The organism is Neptunomonas qingdaonensis (assembly GCF_900113275.1).
Classification (GTDB): Bacteria; Pseudomonadota; Gammaproteobacteria; order Pseudomonadales; family Balneatricaceae; genus Neptunomonas; species Neptunomonas qingdaonensis.
Genome location: NZ_FOOU01000012.1, coordinates 79,379 through 100,913, shown reverse-complemented (window position 1 = coordinate 100,913; position 21,535 = coordinate 79,379). Strand labels below are relative to the sequence as shown.

Annotated in this window: 20 protein-coding genes; 8 read left to right on the top strand and 12 right to left on the bottom strand. The window is 47.6% G+C overall.

The window, feature by feature from the left end:
• Positions 1-6: 6 nt before the first annotated feature.
• From BM099_RS15690 to orn, 7 genes are all read right to left on the bottom strand, one after another.
• Positions 7-1,848, bottom strand: a complete 1,842-nt coding sequence (locus BM099_RS15690) for a nitric oxide reductase activation protein NorD (protein ID WP_090729227.1) — start codon at positions 1,846-1,848, stop codon at positions 7-9.
• Positions 1,849-1,869: 21 nt separating this feature from the next.
• On the bottom strand, positions 1,870-2,688 hold the full coding sequence (locus BM099_RS15685) for a CbbQ/NirQ/NorQ/GpvN family protein (protein ID WP_090729225.1): 819 nt from the start codon (positions 2,686-2,688) through the stop codon (positions 1,870-1,872).
• A gap of 68 nt (positions 2,689-2,756) precedes the next feature.
• A complete protein-coding gene (locus BM099_RS15680) occupies positions 2,757-4,205 on the bottom strand; it encodes a cbb3-type cytochrome c oxidase subunit I (protein ID WP_090729223.1) in 1,449 nt (482 codons plus the stop codon).
• A 17-nt stretch (positions 4,206-4,222) separates the two neighbouring features.
• Positions 4,223-4,657 carry a c-type cytochrome gene (locus BM099_RS15675; RefSeq protein ID WP_090729221.1) on the bottom strand — a complete coding sequence of 145 codons (435 nt, stop codon included), beginning with the start codon at positions 4,655-4,657 and terminating at the stop codon, positions 4,223-4,225.
• A gap of 398 nt (positions 4,658-5,055) precedes the next feature.
• Positions 5,056-5,295 (bottom strand): cytochrome C oxidase subunit IV family protein, encoded by a 240-nt coding sequence (locus tag BM099_RS15670; RefSeq protein WP_090729219.1) that lies wholly within the window; start codon positions 5,293-5,295, stop codon positions 5,056-5,058.
• Positions 5,295-5,882 (bottom strand): cytochrome c oxidase subunit 3 family protein, encoded by a 588-nt coding sequence (locus BM099_RS15665; RefSeq protein ID WP_198064222.1) that lies wholly within the window; start codon positions 5,880-5,882, stop codon positions 5,295-5,297. Before BM099_RS15665 ends, BM099_RS15670 begins: the two co-directional genes overlap by 1 nt.
• A gap of 186 nt (positions 5,883-6,068) precedes the next feature.
• Positions 6,069-6,611, bottom strand: coding sequence for an oligoribonuclease (gene orn, locus BM099_RS15660; RefSeq protein WP_090729215.1), 543 nt, complete (start codon positions 6,609-6,611; stop codon positions 6,069-6,071).
• Positions 6,612-6,718: 107 nt separating this feature from the next.
• On the opposite strand from orn, the gene rsgA reads away from it, so the two are divergent.
• From rsgA to ygfZ, 5 genes are all read left to right on the top strand, one after another.
• On the top strand, positions 6,719-7,744 hold the full coding sequence (gene rsgA, locus BM099_RS15655; RefSeq protein WP_090729213.1) for a small ribosomal subunit biogenesis GTPase RsgA: 1,026 nt from the start codon (positions 6,719-6,721) through the stop codon (positions 7,742-7,744).
• A 78-nt stretch (positions 7,745-7,822) separates the two neighbouring features.
• Complete coding sequence (locus BM099_RS15650) at positions 7,823-9,481, top strand: HDOD domain-containing protein (protein ID WP_090729210.1); 1,659 nt, start codon at positions 7,823-7,825, stop codon at positions 9,479-9,481.
• 75 nt (positions 9,482-9,556) lie between these two features.
• Positions 9,557-10,369 (top strand): sulfurtransferase, encoded by an 813-nt coding sequence (locus BM099_RS15645; protein WP_090729208.1) that lies wholly within the window; start codon positions 9,557-9,559, stop codon positions 10,367-10,369.
• Between the two features lie 37 nt (positions 10,370-10,406).
• Entirely contained in the window at positions 10,407-11,264 is an 858-nt protein-coding gene (gene asd / locus BM099_RS15640) for an archaetidylserine decarboxylase (RefSeq protein ID WP_090729207.1), read from the top strand.
• 27 nt (positions 11,265-11,291) lie between these two features.
• On the top strand, positions 11,292-12,323 hold the full coding sequence (ygfZ, locus tag BM099_RS15635) for a CAF17-like 4Fe-4S cluster assembly/insertion protein YgfZ (protein WP_090729205.1): 1,032 nt from the start codon (positions 11,292-11,294) through the stop codon (positions 12,321-12,323).
• A gap of 36 nt (positions 12,324-12,359) precedes the next feature.
• Here the strand turns inward: ygfZ and ung are convergent, their stop codons facing one another.
• On the bottom strand, positions 12,360-13,079 hold the full coding sequence (ung, locus tag BM099_RS15630; RefSeq protein WP_090729203.1) for a uracil-DNA glycosylase: 720 nt from the start codon (positions 13,077-13,079) through the stop codon (positions 12,360-12,362).
• 170 nt (positions 13,080-13,249) lie between these two features.
• Here ung and BM099_RS15625 point away from each other — a divergent pair, with 170 nt between their 5' ends.
• Positions 13,250-15,049 (top strand): MFS transporter, encoded by a 1,800-nt coding sequence (locus BM099_RS15625; protein WP_090729201.1) that lies wholly within the window; start codon positions 13,250-13,252, stop codon positions 15,047-15,049.
• Between the two features lie 97 nt (positions 15,050-15,146).
• Here BM099_RS15625 and lysS read toward each other — a convergent pair whose 3' ends face one another.
• Together lysS and prfB are read right to left on the bottom strand one after the other, a co-directional pair.
• On the bottom strand, positions 15,147-16,661 hold the full coding sequence (gene lysS, locus BM099_RS15620; RefSeq protein WP_090729199.1) for a lysine--tRNA ligase: 1,515 nt from the start codon (positions 16,659-16,661) through the stop codon (positions 15,147-15,149).
• Positions 16,662-16,692: 31 nt separating this feature from the next.
• Positions 16,693-17,787: a peptide chain release factor 2 gene (prfB, locus tag BM099_RS15615; protein WP_090729198.1), complete on the bottom strand. Its 1,095-nt coding sequence runs from the start codon at positions 17,785-17,787 to the stop codon at positions 16,693-16,695.
• 202 nt (positions 17,788-17,989) lie between these two features.
• Here prfB and nhaD point away from each other — a divergent pair, with 202 nt between their 5' ends.
• Together nhaD and BM099_RS15605 are read left to right on the top strand one after the other, a co-directional pair.
• Positions 17,990-19,426 (top strand): sodium:proton antiporter NhaD, encoded by a 1,437-nt coding sequence (nhaD, locus tag BM099_RS15610; RefSeq protein WP_232349140.1) that lies wholly within the window; start codon positions 17,990-17,992, stop codon positions 19,424-19,426.
• A 2-nt stretch (positions 19,427-19,428) separates the two neighbouring features.
• Positions 19,429-20,124, top strand: a complete 696-nt coding sequence (locus BM099_RS15605; protein WP_177201207.1) for a cytochrome b/b6 domain-containing protein — start codon at positions 19,429-19,431, stop codon at positions 20,122-20,124.
• A gap of 53 nt (positions 20,125-20,177) precedes the next feature.
• On the opposite strand, the gene BM099_RS15600 is transcribed toward BM099_RS15605, so the two are convergent.
• Positions 20,178-20,666, bottom strand: a complete 489-nt coding sequence (locus BM099_RS15600; RefSeq protein ID WP_090729299.1) for an HD domain-containing protein — start codon at positions 20,664-20,666, stop codon at positions 20,178-20,180.
• A gap of 374 nt (positions 20,667-21,040) precedes the next feature.
• Positions 21,041-21,490 (bottom strand): c-type cytochrome, encoded by a 450-nt coding sequence (locus BM099_RS15595; protein WP_090729194.1) that lies wholly within the window; start codon positions 21,488-21,490, stop codon positions 21,041-21,043.
• Positions 21,491-21,535 lie beyond the last annotated feature (45 nt).

The following is a 21,535-nucleotide window of genomic DNA, read 5'->3' as shown; positions in this document are numbered from 1 at the left end:
TCTTTTTCAAGAGGTTAAACGTGCATATAACTGCGGCAATTTAGCCGGCAGTTCAGCCGCCCGTCGAATCAGGGTGTAATGTCCCCGACCAAATAAGTAAGGCAGATAGTCTTCAGCTTCTTCATCGATAGTAATGCAGAAAGGGATTAAGCCGGCTTTACGCGCTTCAATAATGGCCATGCGAGTATCTTCAATACCGTAGCGTCCTTCGTAATAATCCAGATCATTCGGCTTACCATCGGTCAGAATCAACAACAATTTCTGCTTTTGCGGCTGCAGATTAAGCAGCTCCGTAGAGCGCCGGATCGCTGCACCCATGCGTGTGTAATAACCCGGTTTTATCGCTTCAATCTGCTGCCTGACCTGGCGACTGTAAGGTTGATTAAAACTTTTCAGAAGATGAAAACGTACGTGATTACGGTAACGCGAGGAGAAACCACAAATAGAGAACTGGTCACCGGTTTGCTGTAACGCTTCACTAAACAGGTACAAGCTATCGCGGATAATATCAATCACCCGCGCCTGATCACCCACCCAGGCATCGGTAGATAAGGACAGATCAGCCAATAGCAAACACGCCAGATCCCGCTCTTTTTTCTCTAAAGCAGAATACAAACGCGGCTCTTCCACTTGCTGGCCTGCTGCGCGCTGTCCACGAAACTGAAGATAAGCCTCAAGATCCAGTTCACTGCCCTCTTCCTGATGTTTAACCCAGGTAGATTGAGGCCTTAATGCTAAAAACTGGCGGCGCAACCGCCGCGCTGCGGGTTTAAGTCTGTCGGGCAGTTCGCCGGAATCAGTGACCGCGGCTTTAATCGTCAGCAGGCTACAATGGTCTTTTACTAACACCTGATTTCTGAAATCCCACTCAGGTAGCAAGTGCCCCGTTGCCAGGATCACTTCCTCCTCTTGGGCAGAGGGCAAATCCAGATCAAACCTGACACGTTTAGCCGTGGTATTGTTATCCCGCGTAATGGTGAGTTCATCCATCTCATTGGCATTATTCTCGGCGTCCTGCAGATCATCATCCTCATCTTCAGCACGATCAAGATTGGCCATCTCCGCCACACTGAACAGGCTGGTTTCGTGACGTAAGGTTAACAAGCCGCCTTGGTTACTCTCCGCCTTCTTACGTTTTGCTTTACGCTTTTTCTGTTGCTCTGACTGCTTAGTTTCACCCTGAGACGAGGGTTCTTGCTGGCTGGCAGACTGGCACACTTCATTGGCAACAGCGCTTTGAGGGGGGGTCGGGTGTAGCCACAACAGCACCGGCAACGGATCACGCTGACACTCACTGAGCTGCCCGATAGATCCCGGCGAATATAGTGCCTGCTGAATATCACACTCCTGAGCAGCTTCCTGTGAATTCAGCCGCTTCGGATCAGGGCGAAAGCCAATCGCAGCCGTCACCAAACGGTGATAACGATCTACCAGTCCAGGATAACGCTGTAAAATAAAAAGCACTTGCTGCTGACTACGCTCAATCCAGCTCAGCTCATCGAAAGCAGGCGCTGTCGCCATCGCGGCCAACCAGTAGTACAGCTCACGATTAAGCTCCGCATCGGGAAAAAGATTAATACGATCAGGCAGGTGCAACGTCTCGGCACTTCGCCACGCTAACGAAATACGCTTACCGCTGCCCGCCATGCGCTGCAGCCAGTTACGTCGCAACGAAGACTCAGTCTGAATGGAAGCACGGATACTTAAGCCACCGTCACCACCCAGGGTACGGAAAAATACAGACAGGGGCTTACGCACGCTTTCCAGCGTAACGGCTTCATGCTCCCAGGCAGGATCAGCCATGCGGCTAATCAACCGATCCCAATATTTACCTACCTGCTCTTCCATCGGGCGACCTCAAATAGCAATTTAAAAGTTAGCTTTGACGACTTCCATCAACGCCGAAATGGTATCTTCATCATCGGTCAACGACTCCACCAAGCCTGCCCGACAGGCTTCAACAGGATCAAATCCAGCTTTCATTAAGGTCGCTGTATAGACCAGCAAACGCGTGCTTGCACCCTCCTCCAGATCCATGTCTTTTAAGCCGCGCAAACCAATCGCTAAATGGATAAGTCGTTGTGCATTAGCAGAATCCAGCCCCGTTTCCGTTTCTATCACGCGCTTCTCTTCTTCGGGCTTCAAATAAGTGAAGCTCATTGAAATAAAACGCTGGCGGGTACTGGGCTTAAGCCCTTTCATTAAATTCTGATAGCCAGGGTTATAAGAAACCACCAACATGAAATTCTTCGGTGCATGCAGCAATTCATTGGTTCGGTCTATCGGCAAAATACGACGATCATCGGTCAAAGGATGGATGACTACCGTAGTATCTTTACGTGCTTCGACTACTTCATCCAGATAACAGATTCCGCCTTCACGAACAGCCCGGGTTAATGGGCCATCATGCCATTGAGTCATCCCATCACCGATCAGGTAACGGCCTACCAAATCAGAAGCGGTCAGGTCGTCATGACAAGAAACCGTGTGCAATGGCAGCCCTAAACGTTGAGCCATATGACTGATGAAGCGGGTTTTACCACAGCCTGTCGGCCCTTTAATCAATACCGGTAACTGGTTCTCATAGGCATGTGTAAACAGCTCTACTTCGTTGTGTTGAGGCAGATAAAAAGGCACGGCTTCATTGCCGACAGCAAGATTCAACTCAACTGTGTTAGCAGTAGACATAAGCAGCTCCGTAAGTGTTAAGAAAAGAGAAGCGCTTTGGCTTTACAAACCAAAGCGCCAGATGAGCTTTACGCCCGAGCGGTTTCCTGAGTACTTTCTTCACGCACTTTTGTGCTTACTTTAGCCAATACTTTTGCATTATCACGTGCGGCGTCTGCATCGGTTCCGATGAAGAAGCTCCATAGATAGACACCTAAACCACCGAGGAAGAATACCCCGGCGACCTCACGCATCCAGAAGAAAATTGCCATTTTATCCTGAACAAGCATAAAGGGCATCGGAGTATCGGTATAGCGTTGCAGCCAAACCTGAACAACACCGGCAGCCGTCAGGAACAAGGTGATGAACACCATAGACACGGTCATCAACCAAAAGCCCCACATCTCAGCGACCTGAGCCTTATTGCTGTTTGCAATACGACCACGCATCAGCGGCATTGCATAAGAAATAATGCACATGACAACCATCGCATAAGCGCCATAGAAAGCCATGTGACCATGAGCAGCTGTCAACTGGGTACCGTGTGTATAGTAGTTAATCGGTGCCAGTGTATGCAGGAAGCCCCACACGCCTGCGCCCAGGAACGCCATCACACCGGTACCCATCGCCCAAAGAATTGCAGCTTTGTTAGGATGCTCGCGACGACGCTTATTCACCATGTTGAAAGCAAACAGTGTCATCATAAAGAATGGAATCGGTTCCATCGCAGAGAATACAGAACCCAACCACTGCCAGTATTCAGGCGCACCAATCCAGAAGTAATGGTGTCCTGTACCGAGAATACCGGTAATCAGTGCCATCGCGACGATCATGTACAACCATTTTTCGATCACTTCACGGTCAACACCGGTCACTTTAATCAAGACGAAAGCTAACAGCGAACCGAGAATCAATTCCCAAACACCTTCTACCCATAGATGCACAACCCACCACCAGTAGAACTTGTCACGTACCAAATTTTCCGGATTGTAGAAAGAGAACAGAAACATCACTGCCAGGCCAATTAAGCCGATCATCAGGATAGTACTGATAACCGTTTTACGTCCTCGCAGTACCGTCATGCCTACGTTGAATACAAAACCCAGCGCCACGATCACGATGCCGATTTTAGTTAATAAGGGTTGCTCAAGAAACTCTCGTCCCATCGTGGGCAAAATATCATTCCCGGTCATCTCAGCCAGGCGTGCATAAGGCACCAGCAGATAGCCAAGAATAGTTAATACGCCTGCCACCAAAAAGACCCAGAAGAGCACGATGGCCAGTTTAGGACTCCACAGCTCGGTTTCTGATTCTTCAGGAATCAGGAAGTACGCCGCTCCCATAAATCCAAACAACAACCAAACAATCAGCAAGTTGGTATGTACCATACGTGCAACGTTAAACGGGATCGCTGGAAACAGGAAATCTCCGACGACATACTGTAAACCCATAATCAGACCGAATAGGATCTGACCGACAAAGAGCCCCAGCGCAGCGATAAAATATAATCGTGCGACCTTTTGAGATTCATACTTCATATTGATGCTCCTTTGCCTCAACCCTGAATATTAGGTGGCCAGTTACTGGTGTTAATCTCTGAAGTCCATTTGAGGAATTCAGCCACCGCTTCCAGCTCTTCATCAGATAGATTGAACTGCGGCATACTGCGACGTCCTTCAATACCATCCACAGGACGGTATTTGATGAAAGCCATAATCGCTTCTTTACTACCACCAAAGCGCGTATAAACATTGCCCAGCTCCGGCGCGAAATAAGCGCCTTCACCCAGCAAAGAGTGACAACCGACACAGTTATTTTCTTCCCAGACTTTTTTGCCCAGAACGACCTGTTCTGTAATGTTTTCACGATGATCCCGTTCGGGAAGCACCTTTTCGGTATGATAAGTCAAGCCAAGAAACACCAATATGAAGAACAAACTTCCTCCATAGAAAATATTTCTCGCCATAGCTTTGGTGAACGTTTCATTCATAAAAAGCTCCGTAACCCAACCAAGGGCCAGATTGCACAATTAAAATTAAGGTGCGGCTATTATGAAAAGTTGTGGGCAGGAAACAATTGACCAATATCAAGTAAAACTAAAAAATATATTAAAAATACATTTTATTAATTAAGACACTGCATATTCTTCTATTTGCCGTTTATCCTAAAAGGAGTTATCACTGCGGGTAGTTAGATGCGATAGAAGCCTGCGCGGATGGACTTCGATCAACTCTCTTGGATATCTATCGGATCTGATGTTTATCCGGGAGCAACTGGAAGCGTCATCGGCTTTGTCTGGTGTTACCCGAGCGATAAAGCAACCGGACCTTCAGGACGGCAATCGTTAACAATGCAGTGCCTGTTTCAGGTGCTTTACCGGCTATCTTGTTATAACAACAAAAGCGCTATTAAAAGGACCAGCACGGGTGAATAAAGCATCAAGCCACGTTGAATCAGGTGTTTCACACCGGCTAATTCCATGAATCCAGCGACGATCAACAAACCCTTTAACGCGGATATCGACAGCACTAAGATGACAATATCAGAACCAGGCCGCTCCTCGCCCAACATAAACATGGTTAAGGTCAGGATAATTAATACAAACCAAATCGTAACAGGATGTTTCATCAATGAATCACATAAATAAGCGGAAAAAGAATAACCCAGACAAGATCAACCATATGCCAGTAGCAGGCCCCACTTTCCAAACCGCTGATCTGCGAGGGAAGATAACAACCACGCCATAATCTGACTGACATAAACCCTAAAATCACTATCCCTAAAACAACATGAAGTAAGTGAAATCCGGTTAACAGAAAGTAGCCTGTATAAAAGTGATTAGTATCAAGATCAAAACCCTGGCGTACTAATTGTTGGTATTCCCATAGTTTTACGACGATATAAATACAGCCCACAGGAATACTCAGCAGCAACCAGCCGAATGCAGCAGATTTGTTCTGGCGCACCGCATTGACCGCCTGCGCCACACATGCACTTGAGGTGAGCAGCGCGACCGTATTTATCAAACCCGCCTGCGGGTGCAATGTTTGCTGGCCGGCGAGAAAAGTCACGGAGTCGCTGCTACGTAAATAACTGAATAACAAAAACAACAAAGCGAACACCGACAGTTCGGCAATAATGAAAATCCACATTGCCAGGTCACCTGGTAATTTGCGGGTGGGATAGGTAGCAGAAGAGGTATTACATGTATCCATAATTAAACAAGAAAAAGCACAGCTACCTGTCGGTACTGCTCCCTCTCAACTCTCGCGAGCCAATCTCTGGCTAATTAATAATGAAAAGGTTTATTGCTGGGTAGCAGTAAACGCTGCTGCTGTATTGCCAAATGCGTAGTTTATACCCAAGTGATACATGATGAAACGAGCATTTGAGTGATCCGATTATTCTTTAAAAAAGGTAGCGCGATAGTGCTGCAACTCCGCAATGGAATCGCGGATATCATCCATGGCCAGATGTGAACCTTTCTTCGTGAAGTTGTTTAATAGCTCCGGCTTCCAGCGTCTTGCCAACTCTTTTATCGTACTGACATCCAGATTGCGATAATGAAAGTAGCTTTCCAGTTCAGTCATATAGCGGTTCAGAAAGCGCCGATCCTGACCAATACTGTTACCACATATTGGCGAAGCACCTTTATCAACATACTCAGCCAGGAACTCAATCGTCTGCTGCTCAGCTTCGCGTTCAGTCACCGTACTTTCGCGTACCCGCTGTGTCAGACCCGACTGCCCATGCTGGCGGACACACCATTCATTCATATTATTCATCACTGCATCCGGTTGATGAATAACCAGTGAAGGACCTTCCGCCAAAATGTTCAGGTTAGCATCCGTCACGATCGTTGCTATCTCGATAATATAATCATTATCAGGATCAAGACCGGTCATTTCCAGATCGATCCAGATGAGATTATCTTTACGCGACATATATATTCCTCTTAATTAAATAGATAGCACTCTATAATGTTTCACAATTCAGAATACCTTACCACGAAGCACGACTCGTCGGTGAGATGACCAGGTAGTTATTTTTAATGTCAAAACGTAAAGTTAATCGCCGTCAGGCATGGCGCATAGAAAAAGTACAACAAGAGCGTGCAGACCGTGCAGCACGCAAAGACAACAAGGTAGAACAACAGTTAGAAGGTGGCGATCTGGGTCCGGAAGAAGAAGGGCTTATCATCTCCCACTTTGGCAAGCAGGTTGACGTTGAAGCGCTGGATGGCGAGAAAGCCGGCCAGATATTTCGCTGCCACCTACGCACTCATTTAGGCCAACTGGTTACCGGCGACCGGGTTGTCTGGCGGGCAGGGTTAGAGCACGGTGTTGTTGTCGCCGCCCTCCCCCGTAGCAGCGAATTGATTCGCCCGACTAATCAGGGCGAACTCAAACCCGTGGCGGCCAATATTGATCGCCTGATCATCACTTTTGCCGTTGAGCCAACTCCCTTCGCCAATTTGATTGACCGCTATCTGGTCGCCGCGGAACTGAGCGGTATAGAACCCGTGCTGTTGTTAAACAAATCTGATTTGATCACCGCTGATAACCAACAAGAAATTGAAGACCTGCTAGAGCGATACCGCAAAATTGGCTATCGGGTCCTGATGGCTTCCACGACTCTTGAAGAGGGGTTAAACCCACTCTTGGAAGAGTTAAACGGAAAAATCAGTGTATTTGTGGGTCAATCCGGGGTCGGCAAGTCATCTTTAATTAATGTATTGCTGCCGGGTGTCGACATAAAGGTAGGAGAGCTTTCTGAGCAATCACGTAAGGGAAAACATACCACGACAACGGCACGTTTATTCCATTTCCCGAAAGGCGGAGACTTGATCGACTCACCGGGCATCCGCGAATTTGCGCTATGGCACATTAAACCCGAAAAACTCCTGGATGGATTTGTCGAGTTCCGCCCTTTTATTGGCCATTGCAAATTCAGGGACTGCAAACATGACCAGGAGCCTGGATGCGCTATACTGGGTGCTATCGAGAACGGCAATGTCAGCGCAAGCCGAATGGAAAGCTACCAACGTATTTTAAACTCTCTGCTTGAGCAGGGTTAAGCGATAGTGACTATAGTAGTTGCGTAGCGGCCATTACATAACGACAGTTACAACAGCGTATTATTTAAGAGAGTATTAATGGACGAGCAGGCACACATTCAGGAAACCGAAGAAGAAAAGATTCTATATGGCGCAGAGGCCTGGATCGACTTTTTAAAGGACAAACCCTTCCCTGTGCGTACCAGCAGCCTTAAACGCCTGAAAATACTGCTGAGTAAAGATTCTACAATGATCAGCCATCTGACAGCGCTGGTTCGCACTGATCCGGTTCTATGTCTGCATGTTGTCAGAGCCGCCGAGAACAAACTTGCACAAAAAGGCTCTCACGTTAGCAGTATTGAGCATGCCGTTTCATCATTAGGTATCGACCCTCTGATACAGCTCTGTAAAACATTACAGCCCATCAAGCTTAACCCCTCCAGCGTGCAACAAAAGCAATATCTTCGCATGGTAGCGAACAGCCATCACGCCGCTGTTCAGGCTCGTACCTGGCAACAGATGAAACGCCTGCCCTTTAGCGAAGAGGTTTACCTCGCGTCTCTCTTTTATAGCATCGGTTTATGGGCATTATGGCTGAATGCTCCGTTACATATGCATCAGGTTCGCATAAAAATATGGGAAGAAGATATTGATCCGACGCTTGCCGAGCATGATGTGCTGGGGTGCACCATGCAGCAAATCTCCATGGGGCTTTCTGAAGCATGGGGCTTTTCTGAACTTACTATCCAAGCTCAGGATCCCGATACATCCCCGTCAAAAGGACTGCTCGCTAAGCTGCATCAGCGAGCATTAAGCGATCCACGTTTAAGCGAAGAAGAACTGCGCGACCTTAATCACCTGACACAAGAGCGCCACTTTCCTATCAAGCTTGCAAACTGGTTATCGCTGATCGTCAGTCGTGGCTGGCGCACATCGCGCAACATCAAAACAACCGACATCATCAGTGACTATTTGGGACTGGATACCAATCAAACATTGGCGCTATTACATAAGCTATGCGCAGATTCATCCAGAGAATATCATGCTCCCGGCACACTGGCGCCCGCGGCTGAAATGCTGCTGATCCCATCGTCATATCCCAACAATTATAAACTCGGCAACCGCGAGCTGGAGTTACTTAGCACTAAATACCCCTTACCTGAAAAACCCAAGCCTAAAAAACCTGCACTTAAAACTCAGCCCCAAAAAGCAGCAACTCAAGCTGAAACACTGGTTCACACAGCTGAAACCTTATTAGATGAAGCCATCTATAAGCAGATTGTTGAACGCTTTCTTAAAGGCTATCACCTCTATACAAAACCAGCTCACATTCTGCAGGGGTTGATGCAAGGGCTTAGCAAAGGCATAGGTTTGCAGCGAATTACCCTTAATCTTGTGAATACAAAAAGCCATAAAATGAAAACCGCACAGGTCGTTGGTATTGAAAAAGAGCACCCTTTTGCCAGTTACGAAATAGATTTACAGATTCCGAGCCTTTTTAAAAAGCTCTGTGATAAACCCGCATGCATCTGGATCACAGCTGAAAACAGAAAAAAATATAGCAAACTCATACCCGACGCTTATAGTGATTTACTGCCAGAGAATGACTCGCTGCTGATGTCGATTTTCCGTGATCACGGAGCTGTTGCCATCATCTATGCCGATGCCGGGGAAAATGCCTTGCCGCTCACCGCATTCCATCAACAGCGCTTTCGCTACCTCTGTTCTGCGGCAACCTTGGCACTGAAACAGGTATGAAAATAATCTTTACAGATTGAGCCTTGATCGACAAATCGTTATGATCGATCTCCGGCATTCATGCGAGAGACACACATGCTTCTCCCTCTGGTTATCGATTCAGCTCAATTACATTCCGTTATAAACAATCCACATCTGATTATCATTGATCTTTCTGCTGCCGATCACTATCGGCAAGGTCATATTCCTGGCGCCATCTGGGCAGATGCCGGCCGTTTGCAAAATGGAGCCGCTCCTGTTCCCAACAAGATAGCGGATGACCGGCAACTTTCTCAGTTGTTTTCTGACTGCGGTATCACTGAAAACAGTCATGTCGTTGTATATGATGACCAAAACGGCCCGCTGGCAGGGCGTTTTATCTGGAGTATGCATTGCGCAGGCCTGAGAAACGCTTCGTTTCTTAATGGCCATTTGCCAGCCTGGACTGCCGCGGGTTATCCACTTGAAGCAACGTTTAACCAGGCAGCACCTTCTGCGATCAATGTATCCACGACCGCCGACCTGATTGCTGATAAAGACTATCTCATGGCTCATATTGATCAGGGTGATATCTCGATTTGGGATGCGCGCTCTCATGATGAATTTATCGGTGCAAGAGTCGTTAATGCTCAAAAAGGTGGCCATATTCCCGGAGCACACTGGCTGGAATGGACGGATTCATTTGTCCAGCTAAACCCACCTTTACTGGCCTCACCAGACAGTTTAAAGAAACTGATCATCAAGGCCGGCATCGAACCAGACAAAACGGTTATCACCCACTGCCAGACACATCGTCGCTCAGGGCTCACCTATATCGCAGCACTGCATGCGGGCCTTAGTGATGTTAAATGCTACGACGGCTCATGGTTTGAGTGGGGCAACCTGCCTGACACACCGGTCGAAATCTGACCTTTGACACATTATTGTTACCTTTTAGGAGTTTTTGGTGAAACAAAAATTATTTATTCTCTTCCAGCATATCGTCCCACAACATCTTCTGTCGCGCTTGGCAGGCCGGCTTGCCGATTGCACCCACCCGTGGGTAAAAAATCGTTTTATCAGTTGGTTTGCTAAAAAATACCGGGTCAACATGGCAGAGGCCTTAGTCGAAGAGCCCACCGCCTACCCCTCTTTCAATGCGTTTTTCACGCGTGAATTGAAGCCGGGTATCAGACACATAAACCCGGAACCTGATGCACTCGTTTCACCCGCCGACGGTGCTATCAGTCAAATAGGAGCGATTGAACATGGCCGTATTTTTCAGGCGAAAGGCCGAGGCTACGGCCTGACAACCCTGCTCGGCGGTTACGAAGAACTCGCCAGCCCCTTTAAAAATGGTTTTTTTACCACCATATATCTATCGCCAAGAGATTATCATCGGGTTCACATGCCAATAAAAGGCACGTTACGCGAAACAATCTATGTGCCGGGCGATCTGTTTTCAGTCAACCAGACAACCGCTGAAAACGTAGATCAGCTATTTGCACGCAATGAACGACTGGTTGCCATTTTTGATACCGAGGCGGGTCCAATGGCGATGATATTGGTCGGCGCGATGATTGTTGCGGGTATCGAAACGGTATGGGCCGGCCAGGTCGCACCTACGCTGAGACAACCGCTTCGGACACCCTACCTGCCTGGACCCACGACACCAATCGTGCTGGAGAAAGGCGAAGAGATGGGACGCTTCAAACTGGGCTCAACCGTGATTTTATTATTTGGCCCTGATGCCATCGAGTGGGTGGGGACATTAAAGGCAGAATCGCCTGTAAAATTAGGCGAAAAACTGGCCACACAGCGATAGCGAACCCTATTAAACAGGATATGAATGATGAGCCAATGGACAACACTATTACAGACCTATCAGGTTACGCTGTCTGAACAGGAAGACGAGATTATCTCGGTACCTGAGCATGATAGCCAGACACGTATCGTCCCGCTGCTTCACAACCGGGTCATCAGCATCATCGGCCCTGAAGCAGAAAAATTTCTTCAAGGCCAGCTCAGCTGTGATATGCGCGACACCAGCCAACTGGGCAGCCGTTTAGGTGCCCACTGCAACATTAAAGGTGGCATGCTGGCGCTCTATCGTGCCATTGCCGTTGAGGGTGGTTTTTGGCTACGCACGCATCAGGATATTCTTCAAGGCGGGCTTAAAAACCTGAAAAAGTACATCATGTTCTCTAAAGCAGAGGCAGAGGACATAAGTGAGCAAATAGTAGGTTTCGGACTCATGGGTCCCGGTGCCGGCACACTGGTTGAAAAACTGTTTGATAAGCTGCCATCGGAAACCGACAAAGCGATTCATGCCGGAAAAAAAGTAGCCGTCAAAGTACCCGGTGACCGCTATGAGCTATGGCTACCAGCTAGCGAAGCAGCTGAGGCATTAGAACAGCTGATCCGCTTAGCCCCACTGGGAACCACTCAGGCATGGATTCTTGAAGAGATTAAAGCAGGCATTCCTGATTTGCGCAGCGCAACACTCGAAGCGTTCATCCCACAGATGACCAATCTTCAGGCACTCAAAGGCGTCAGTTTTAACAAAGGTTGCTACACGGGTCAGGAGATAGTCACTCGTCTGCAACACCGCGGCAAACTCACTAAACCCATGTATCTGGCACAGATAAAGACTGCCACCCTGCCGCAGGCGGGCGATCAGTTACATTCCGCTGATAAAGATAATGTGGGACAGGTTGTTCTCGCGGCACGCAGCGGCGAACAGGAAGTAACGCTTCTCGCGGTGATCAACAAATCACAAGCAGATGAGAGCAGCATTCATATTGAAAGCTCACAAGGCCCGCAGCTTGAATTACTCCCCCTTCCCTATGAACTTGACCCCGAACTGTTTACCAGCAAACGCTAATCGTTGAATCTGATAGAGTCGCATTCTGCGGCTCTATTATGACCACAAATCACCTTGTATAACCTCCCTCTTAACACTATCACTCTTGGGCAGCTGCCAGTTAATCGGTTGCTTTGCATGTTGCAGCAAATACTGATTGGCCTGACTAAAATGACGGCAACCAAAAAAACCGCGATGTGCGGCAAGCGGGGACGGATGTGGCGCTTTTAATACAAGGTGGCGGGTTTGGTCAATCATGGCGCCTTTTTTTTGCGCATAACTTCCCCAAAGCAGAAACACCACATGCTCGCACTCTCGATTGACGACCTCGATCACTTTATCGGTAAACTGCTCCCAGCCTTTTCCCTGGTGAGACGCCGCGTTGGAATCCTGCACCGTCAGCACTGCATTAAGGAGTAAAACACCTTGCTGCGCCCAGCTTTCAAGATAACCATGTTCAGCCCGGGGGATAGCTAAATCGGACTCTAATTCTTTGTAGATATTCACTAAAGAAGGTGGCGGTTTAACACCCGGCTTCACGGAAAAGCACAAGCCATGCGCCTGCCCGGGCTGATGGTAAGGATCCTGACCGATGATCACTACTTTAACCTGATCCAACGCGGTCACTTGTAACGCATGCAACCAACTTGCCTCAGGTGGGAAAATCACCTTATGCCGCTGTTTTTCTTGCTGTAAAAAAGCCAGCAACGATTGCATGTACGGTGCTTCAATTTCATCTTCTAAATAGGGCTGCCAACTTTTTGCACGCTCTAACATATGATTAGCCTCATTTTTATGTTCTCTTAAATGCGAACGAGATCGAACACCATATCCTACGTTGAACAATAAATGTTACCCTGCCAACCTTTATACTAAAATCTTATGTCTTAATTCTATGCAGACGACATAGCCGCCTATAGAAATCCCGACAAACTGGACAATGCCTGGTGATTATTACACTTTTACCCTTGATTACACTGTTTATCAGCTTCTTTATCCTGATGCTGGGTTTTGGCCTTATCGGTATTCTTCTGCCAGTCAGAATGGGTATGGAGGGGATGAGTACCGACACCATTGGTCTTGTTTTGTCCATGTATGCCGTCGGCATGTTAATGGGTGGTTTATATTGCCGGCGCCTGATTAGCCGCGTCGGACATATCAGGATATTTTCAGCCAGTGCGGCATTGAGTGCTATTGCTATTCTTGCCTGCAGCCTGACCATGAATGAATGGATTTGGGGCGCTATGCGCATGCTGATGGGGTTTTGCATCGCCTGTGCATTCGCTGTTATTGATGGCTGGCTAAGCGAAGCCTCCAGTGACAAAACACGTGGCCGCATCCTGGCCACCAGCCAGGTAGTGGTGATGGCCGCAATTTTTTGTGGCCAGTTCCTATTAAACCTTGCGCCACCGACTTCGCAAACAATCTTTATTGTTGCCGGTATGCTGCTCTGCCTCGCCCTCATACCATTAATTATGAGTCGTCGGGTCGGCCCCGTCATACATGAAACGCACGGCATGTCGTTTAAACAACTGCTCACCCTCTCCCCCTTAGGCGTAGTCAGCTGTTTCTTTGGCGGTTTGCTGTATTCTGCAATGGTCAATATGCTGCCCGTTTTTGCCGCAAATTACGACATCAGCGGCTTTGAATTAACGCTGTATATGGCTTCCGCCATTCTAGGAGCCTTTTTATTACAATTTCCTGTCGGCATGCTCTCTGACCGATTTGATCGCCGTACCGTGCTTTTTTATCTGTTAGTAGTCAACATTGTCGCAACCCTGATTATCCCGTGGGGCGCACAGAATCAGTGGCTGTCTATCATGATGCTCACCACGGCGATCAGTACGGGAATTTTCACCTGCCTTTACCCAATGAGTATTTCAGAAACCTTTGATAAGGTGCAACGCTCAGACATGGCGGCGGCCATGGGCGGATTACTCAGCATCTATGCGTTAGGCAGCATTTTCGGCCCACTTAGTTCCTCAATTGTCATGAAGCACTTAGGTCATGATGCTTTGTTCGCCTTTTTGGTGTGTTCAGAAGTCTTTTTATTGATCTTTGTCGTTTATCGGATGCGTGTCAGTGCGCCACTACCGATAGAAGATCAGGAAAATTTTGTTATGCAAACCTCAGCTGGCGCCCCGCTGCTAGAGCTCGATCCACGTACTCACTATTATGTAGATACGCCACTTAACCTGGAAGCACAGGTAGCTATCACCATCGCCGAAAGCAGCCCGGCGGCCGCGGTTAATATGGTAAAACAGATTGCGCTGACGTCTCCAGAAAAAGCAGCAGTACTCGTTTCGGCTCTCTCTCAAGTCGATGATATCGATGTGGCCCGCCTTTTCACCGCTATCACTCGCGTAGCACCCGATCTTAGCCTGGAGATTGCCGAGGCGCTCGCCAGCAACGCGCCGGATCACGCATCAGAGCTAGTAGCATGGATGGTAGAACATCAACCCGAAAAGTTGGCGGATATTGTCGCCGAGCTAGCCAATCAATTTCCGGCATATAAACAGGAAGAATTCGACCAACTGCGTCCGGCCGATGCCGATGCTTATCACGAGTCGGCGACCGAACTGGTCACTCATTTTGCTGAGTTCCAGCCAGAGCAAGCGATGGACGTCGCGGCAGCGGTGATTGAAACGATGCCGGATATGGCCTCAGAAGTGGTTGATATTCTTCACGATGCAGACAATATGGAGAATGAACTATCCTCAGGCGTTGGCGACAAACCGCAGTCATAAGCCCATTTCAGTTCGCCCTTTTGTTTACGCCGCCGCCCCTTGCTATATGCGCATAAAAAAGGCTGCCGAAGCAGCCTTAATCAATAAAACGCCGTATTTATGCGCGTGGGCGCATAGCCGGAAACAGAATAACATCGCGGATAGACGCTGAATCGGTAAACAACATCACCAGACGGTCAACCCCAATACCCTCTCCCGCTGTTGGCGGTAAACCATACTCTAGCGCATTGATGTAATCATCATCATAATGCATCGCTTCATCGTCACCCGCCTCCATCTCAGCAACCTGTGCACGGAAACGTTCCGCCTGGTCTTCAGAGTCATTCAACTCCGAGAAACCATTAGCCAATTCACGGCCAGCCACAAAGAACTCAAAGCGGTCGGTAACAAATGGATTGTCATCATTACGACGCGCCAGCGGAGACACTTCGGTAGGATATTCAGTAATAAAGGTAGGCTGCTGTAAACGATGCTCTACCGTTTTTTCGAAGATCTCTATCTGCACACGCCCCAGACCCCAGCCATCTTTTACATCAATATCCATACGTTCGGCTATTTGACGCGCTGCATTATCATCAGCTAACGCTTCAGCGGTAATTTCCGGGTTATATTGCAACACAGAATCAAACACGCTCAAACGGGTGAACGACTTAGACAGATCGTACCGGAAGGTTTCAAGAATTTCGCCCTCTTCGTTACGCACTGTATTAACAATGGTCGTCGTGCCTAATACATTCTGAGCCACCGTGCGCAGCATGTCTTCAGTCAGGTCCATCAGGTCATGATAATCCGCATACGCCTGATAAAACTCGATCATAGTGAATTCTGGATTATGACGTGTAGAAAGCCCTTCATTGCGGAAGTTACGGTTAATTTCGAACACCCGCTCAAAACCACCCACAACCAGACGCTTCAGATAGAGCTCTGGCGCGATACGCAGATACATATCACGATCCAATGCGTTATGGTGTGTAATAAACGGACGGGCCGCTGCACCACCCGGAATCACCTGCAACATCGGCGTTTCAGCTTCAATAAAGCGACGTTCTGTCAGGTAGTTACGAATACCGGAAACAATTTTAGAACGTGCTTCAAATACTTTACGCGACTGTTCATTCGTGATCAGGTCTACATAGCGCTGACGATAACGGATTTCAGTATCCTGCAGCCCTTTGTGTTTATCCGGCAATGGACGCAAGCTTTTCGTCAGCAGCTGGTATTCACCCAGATCCACATAAAGGTCACCTTTTCCCGATTTATGCAACACACCGGTAACACCGATGATGTCGCCCAGATCGAGGCTTTTAGCAAAAGGACGTGCGGCTTTGTTTACATAGAACTGAATGCGTCCGGTCATATCCTGAATAACGCCGAAAGCGCCACGATTCAGTACCACACGTCCGGCAATGCTGACCGTATGCGCCGCTTCTTCGAGCTCTTCTTTGGTTTTCTCACCAAACTGCTCTAACAAATCCTGAGCATAACTGTCACGACGAAAGCTGTTCGGAAAAGCATTACCCGCTTCACGCAGAGCATTCAGTTTTTCCCGACGCTCTGCAATCAGTCGGTTTTCATCTTGTTTCTGATCTTGCTTCTGAGTGTTATCAGACATGGGTGTGGTGAACCTTTAAGTTAATAATTCGTTACAGACCAGCTTTCAGGCTGGCTTTAATAAACAGATCCAGATCGCCGTCCAGCACTTTGTCACAGTTGGACGACTGTACATTAGTACGTAGGTCTTTTATGCGCTGATCATCCAGTACGTAAGAGCGGATCTGGCTTCCCCAGCCGATATCCGCTTTGGAATCTTCCAGTTCCTGAGCGGCGGCGCTGCGTTTCAGCATCTCCATTTCGTAGAGTTTTGCACGTAGCTGTTTCATACAGGTATCTTTGTTCTGATGCTGCGAGCGTTGGCTCTGACTCTGCACCACAATACCCGAAGGGCCGTGGGTAATACGTACCGCCGATTCTGTCCGGTTAACGTGCTGACCACCAGCACCTGAGGCACGATAAACATCGACTCGCAGATCAGCAGGATTGATCTCAATATCGACGTTATCGTCGATCTCAGGAGACACAAATACAGAACAGAATGAAGTATGGCGGCGGCCACCTGAATCAAACGGCGACTTACGCACCAAGCGGTGCACCCCCGTTTCAGTGCGTAGCCAGCCAAACGCATACTCGCCTTCAAAGCGTATAGTCGCTGACTTGATACCCGCTACCTCACCATCAGACACTTCGATGAGTTCCGTTTTAAATCCTTTGTCTTCACCCCAGCGTAAATACATACGCAATACCATATTGGCCCAATCCTGGGCTTCAGTACCACCGGAGCCAGACTGAACGTCCAAAAATGCGTTATTAGGGTCAACTTCGCCAGAGAACATACGGCGAAATTCTAATTTCTCCAGCTTCGCCATCAGGCTGCTGACTTCTGAAATTACGTCGCCTACCGTCTCTTCGTCATCATCCTCAACCGCCATATCCAGCAGCTCACGCGCATCAGTCGCGCCTGATGTAAGCGTATCCAGTGTGGTAACAATAGTGGACAAAGCGGCACGCTCTTTGCCAAGCTTCTGAGCATACTCCGGATCATTCCAGACCGCAGGATCTTCAAGCTCACGTTCTACTTCTTCCAGGCGTTCTTTGGTGCCCGGATAATCAAGATAGCTATAAAGCGCTGCCGCTCGCTCGCCGATATCCTTCAAGTCATTTATGATCGGATTGACTTCCATCGTTAATGCTCAACACTCGCAATTCAAAAGGGTGGATATTTTAACTGATACACGTCCGGCTTTAAATCTTTGTAACAGGAATATGTTATTTGTATTTTTTTGCGTTGCAACATTCGACTTTATCAACCAGATACATCAAACTTGTCTAATGAAAAGAATCCTGAGTCAACACACCACTATTTCCATCCTGGTTCTGCTCTTAATGCTGACCTTATTTGTATTGGTTGTTAGCACACCGGCGTGGGCTTTTACTATTGATAAAGCACCACAGGATATCGACCTCACCAACACTGTTTTTGGCTATCTATCCTTACTAATCTTTGTTATTGGCTACCTGTTTGTATTAACAGAAGAGTTTACCCGGTTACGCAAATCTAAACCTATTATCGTTGCGGCGGGGTTAATCTGGCTAGTTGTGGGGATCGGTTATGCGGTTCATGGTGATACAGAAACAGCCGGCATTGCAGTGCGACATAACATCTTAGAGTATGCTGAGTTATTTCTATTTTTACTCGCCGCAATGACTTTCATCAACATGATGGAGGAACGCAATGTATTTGCCGCATTACGAAGTTGGTTAGTACTTAAAGATTTCTCAATCCTGCAAATTTACTGGATTACAGGAACGCTCGCGTTTTTCATCTCACCACTGGCCGATAATTTATCCACTGCCCTGTTAATGGGTGCTGTGGTATTAGCCGTAGGTAATAACTACCTGAAATTTGTCACTGTAGGCTGTATTAACATCGTTGTTGCCGCCAATGCCGGTGGGGCCTTCAGCCCCTTCGGAGACATAACGACACTGATGGTCTGGCAAAAAGGGATGGTGCAGTTTGAGGAATTTTTCCGCTTATTTCTACCGGCATTGGTCAACTGGCTGGTTCCAGCCCTGATTATGTCCTGCGTCGTGGAAAAAGCGCCCCCTGCACAACACAAAGAGCATCAGAAGCAGATGAAACGCGGTGGTATAACCATTATTCTTTTATTTCTGGTGACTATTGCTACCTCAGTCATGGCTCACAGCATATTAAATATGCCACCGGTACTGGGCATGATGACAGGACTCGGCGTCTTAAAGCTCTATGGGTATTATCTGTCTCAACATGAAGCGGTGATAACCGACCACGGCCACATTCATCATCACCATAAAGACAATATCCAGGATATGCGGGATATACGCGGTGATCATACCGATGTCGTACGACGCTTTGATATCTTCAAGGTCGTAGAGCGTGCCTCCTGGGATACTCTGATGTTTTTCTACGGCGTTGTGCTCTGTGTCGGCGGGTTATCAACGCTAGGATATCTTGCACTCCTATCTGACACACTTTATGGCTCCCTCGGCACCACGTGGACCAACTCACTCATCGGCGTAATATCGGCCGTTATTGACAACATTCCCGTTATGTTTGCAGTACTGACGATGAACCCTGTTATGAACACTAACGAATGGTTGCTGGTGACACTCACCGCGGGCGTAGGTGGCTCATTACTGTCTATCGGATCGGCGGCGGGGATTGCGCTAATGGGACAGGCTCAGGGAACTTATACATTTATGAGCCATCTTAAATGGAGCTGGGCCATTGCTCTTGGCTATGTGCTAAGCATTTTGACACATTTATGGATAAACGGAATTTAATCATGCTCAACCTTCTGCGTGCACATATAACCACATCAAAACGTTACGCTATCAGCGTCTGGGATATATCCATTCGCTTATTCCACTGGTCACTGGTCGCCGGAATCGGCTTTATGTGGTTTTCGGGCGAAGAAGGCGGCAACATTATGACTTGGCACATATATATCGGCTATTGCATGCTAGGATTGATCCTATACCGCATCATTTGGGGGGTTATAGGTAGCCCTTATGCGCGTTTTTCCTCATTTATAAAAGGGCCTTCAAGCACGCTGATCTATGTAAAAGGCTTTCTAAAAGGCAAGAAGCACGACTATCCGGGACACAACCCGCTGGGTGGTTGGATGGTCATACTGTTAATGCTATCAGTATTTGTTCAGGGGTTCAGTGGACTGTTCAGCAGTGACGATATTTTTACAGAAGGACCACTCTATTCATTCGTCAGCAGCAAAACCAGTGACTTTTTTACGTCAATTCATCATCTTAATTTCAATGTACTGTTAGCCGCTATCGCACTACATATCATTGCAGTGGCTTACCACCAAATCATCAAGAAAGAGCCTTTGGTAAAAAGCATGCTGACAGGAAAAAAACTCATGCACCAACCGAGCAACGTCAACATGCGCCCCAACTATTTAGCCATGTTTATTTCTGCCAGCACTGTTGCGGCGGGGGTTTATCTGGCGATAGAACTAACCTAGCTTTGACATAGCCCTTACATCACAACGATGACGCGAGCCAGCAGCCATCATGGTCAACTGTTATGGATTTTTTGTAACTCTGACCAAATCTCCTCACACAGCTGCTCACGGTAAGCCGACTTCTTAAAAACCGGGAATTCTGACCGATAAGTAGCCATAAGACGGGCGTTGCCGCCAGCCATACAAGATCTCATATTGGCTAAACGATCGGCCGCTTTTACTAACAAAGCAAGCTCCTCTTCACCACTGACACTTGCCATTTTCCGGTATGTTTTGATTTTTCTTTCTTTCCTGGATTTACCCGGTTCATCTGTCACTATTGCGACACAATCAGATACGAAGGCTCCAAACTCACTGGCGATTTCGTCAATCCCTACATCGGTATCTTCAACCACATCATGCAGATAAGCGATCACCTCAGCGGCTTCGCCATACTCTTTAACTATCATGGCAACAGCATCAAGGTGGGCGGTATACGGAAGTGATCCGTACATCTGGTCACCATGAGCCCTGATAGCAAAATCACGCGCTTTATTTTTCATATCGGCACCTATATTAATAAGATATTCCTCCATGAAAAAGCACCGTTCAATAGTAATCCGATTGCTTGTTATTGCTTTTCTTTGTGGACTACTTTGGCGGCAGCGTTACGACAAAACCGACGCACATTTAAGCAAGCCTTCAGAACAGAATCCCCCGAAAGGCCTATCGGATCAAGATAAATCATCTATTCCATCGCCTATGCGGAAACACCAATCCCGTTAGCATGCTCCTAGTTAGAAAGCAATAATCCATTTCAGTTCCCAACCAAAACGACTCATCCATAAAAATATAAATCAGAAAAAGCATCGCCCATAAAAAAACGGAGCCTTTAGCTCCGTTTCAGAATTACTGCGGAAGGTTCCGCAAATTCAACTTAGTCCTCTACACGGAAGTCATCGTGGCAGCCTTTGCAGGTTTTTCCCAGCTCACCAAATACAGGCTTGATAACATCCATATCACCAGATTTAGCGGCATCCGCTAACGCTGCCGCATTTTTAGCTAATGCATCCATACCGGCATCAAAATCATCCTTGTTTTCCCAGATCTCTGGCCTAGCGTCAGTCTCGCCTACATCAGAACCTTCGATAAAACCTTCACGCGGCAGTTTTGCCAATACAGCAACCACGTCTGCACGGCGGGAAAACTCAGCCGCATCAAAGTCAATTTTTCCTTTAACCATGGCGGCCATCGGGCCAAAGTTCCATTTTATTGTATTAAAAACACCCTGACGGTACTCAATCGCATCTTCAACATCGGTTGCTGCTGCCAGGGTACTCGCCATTAATACAGCGGCTGTCATACCTATTACAAAAACTTTCTTCATCATGACCTTCCTTTGATTGACAAAACATTAGACATATCAGATTTA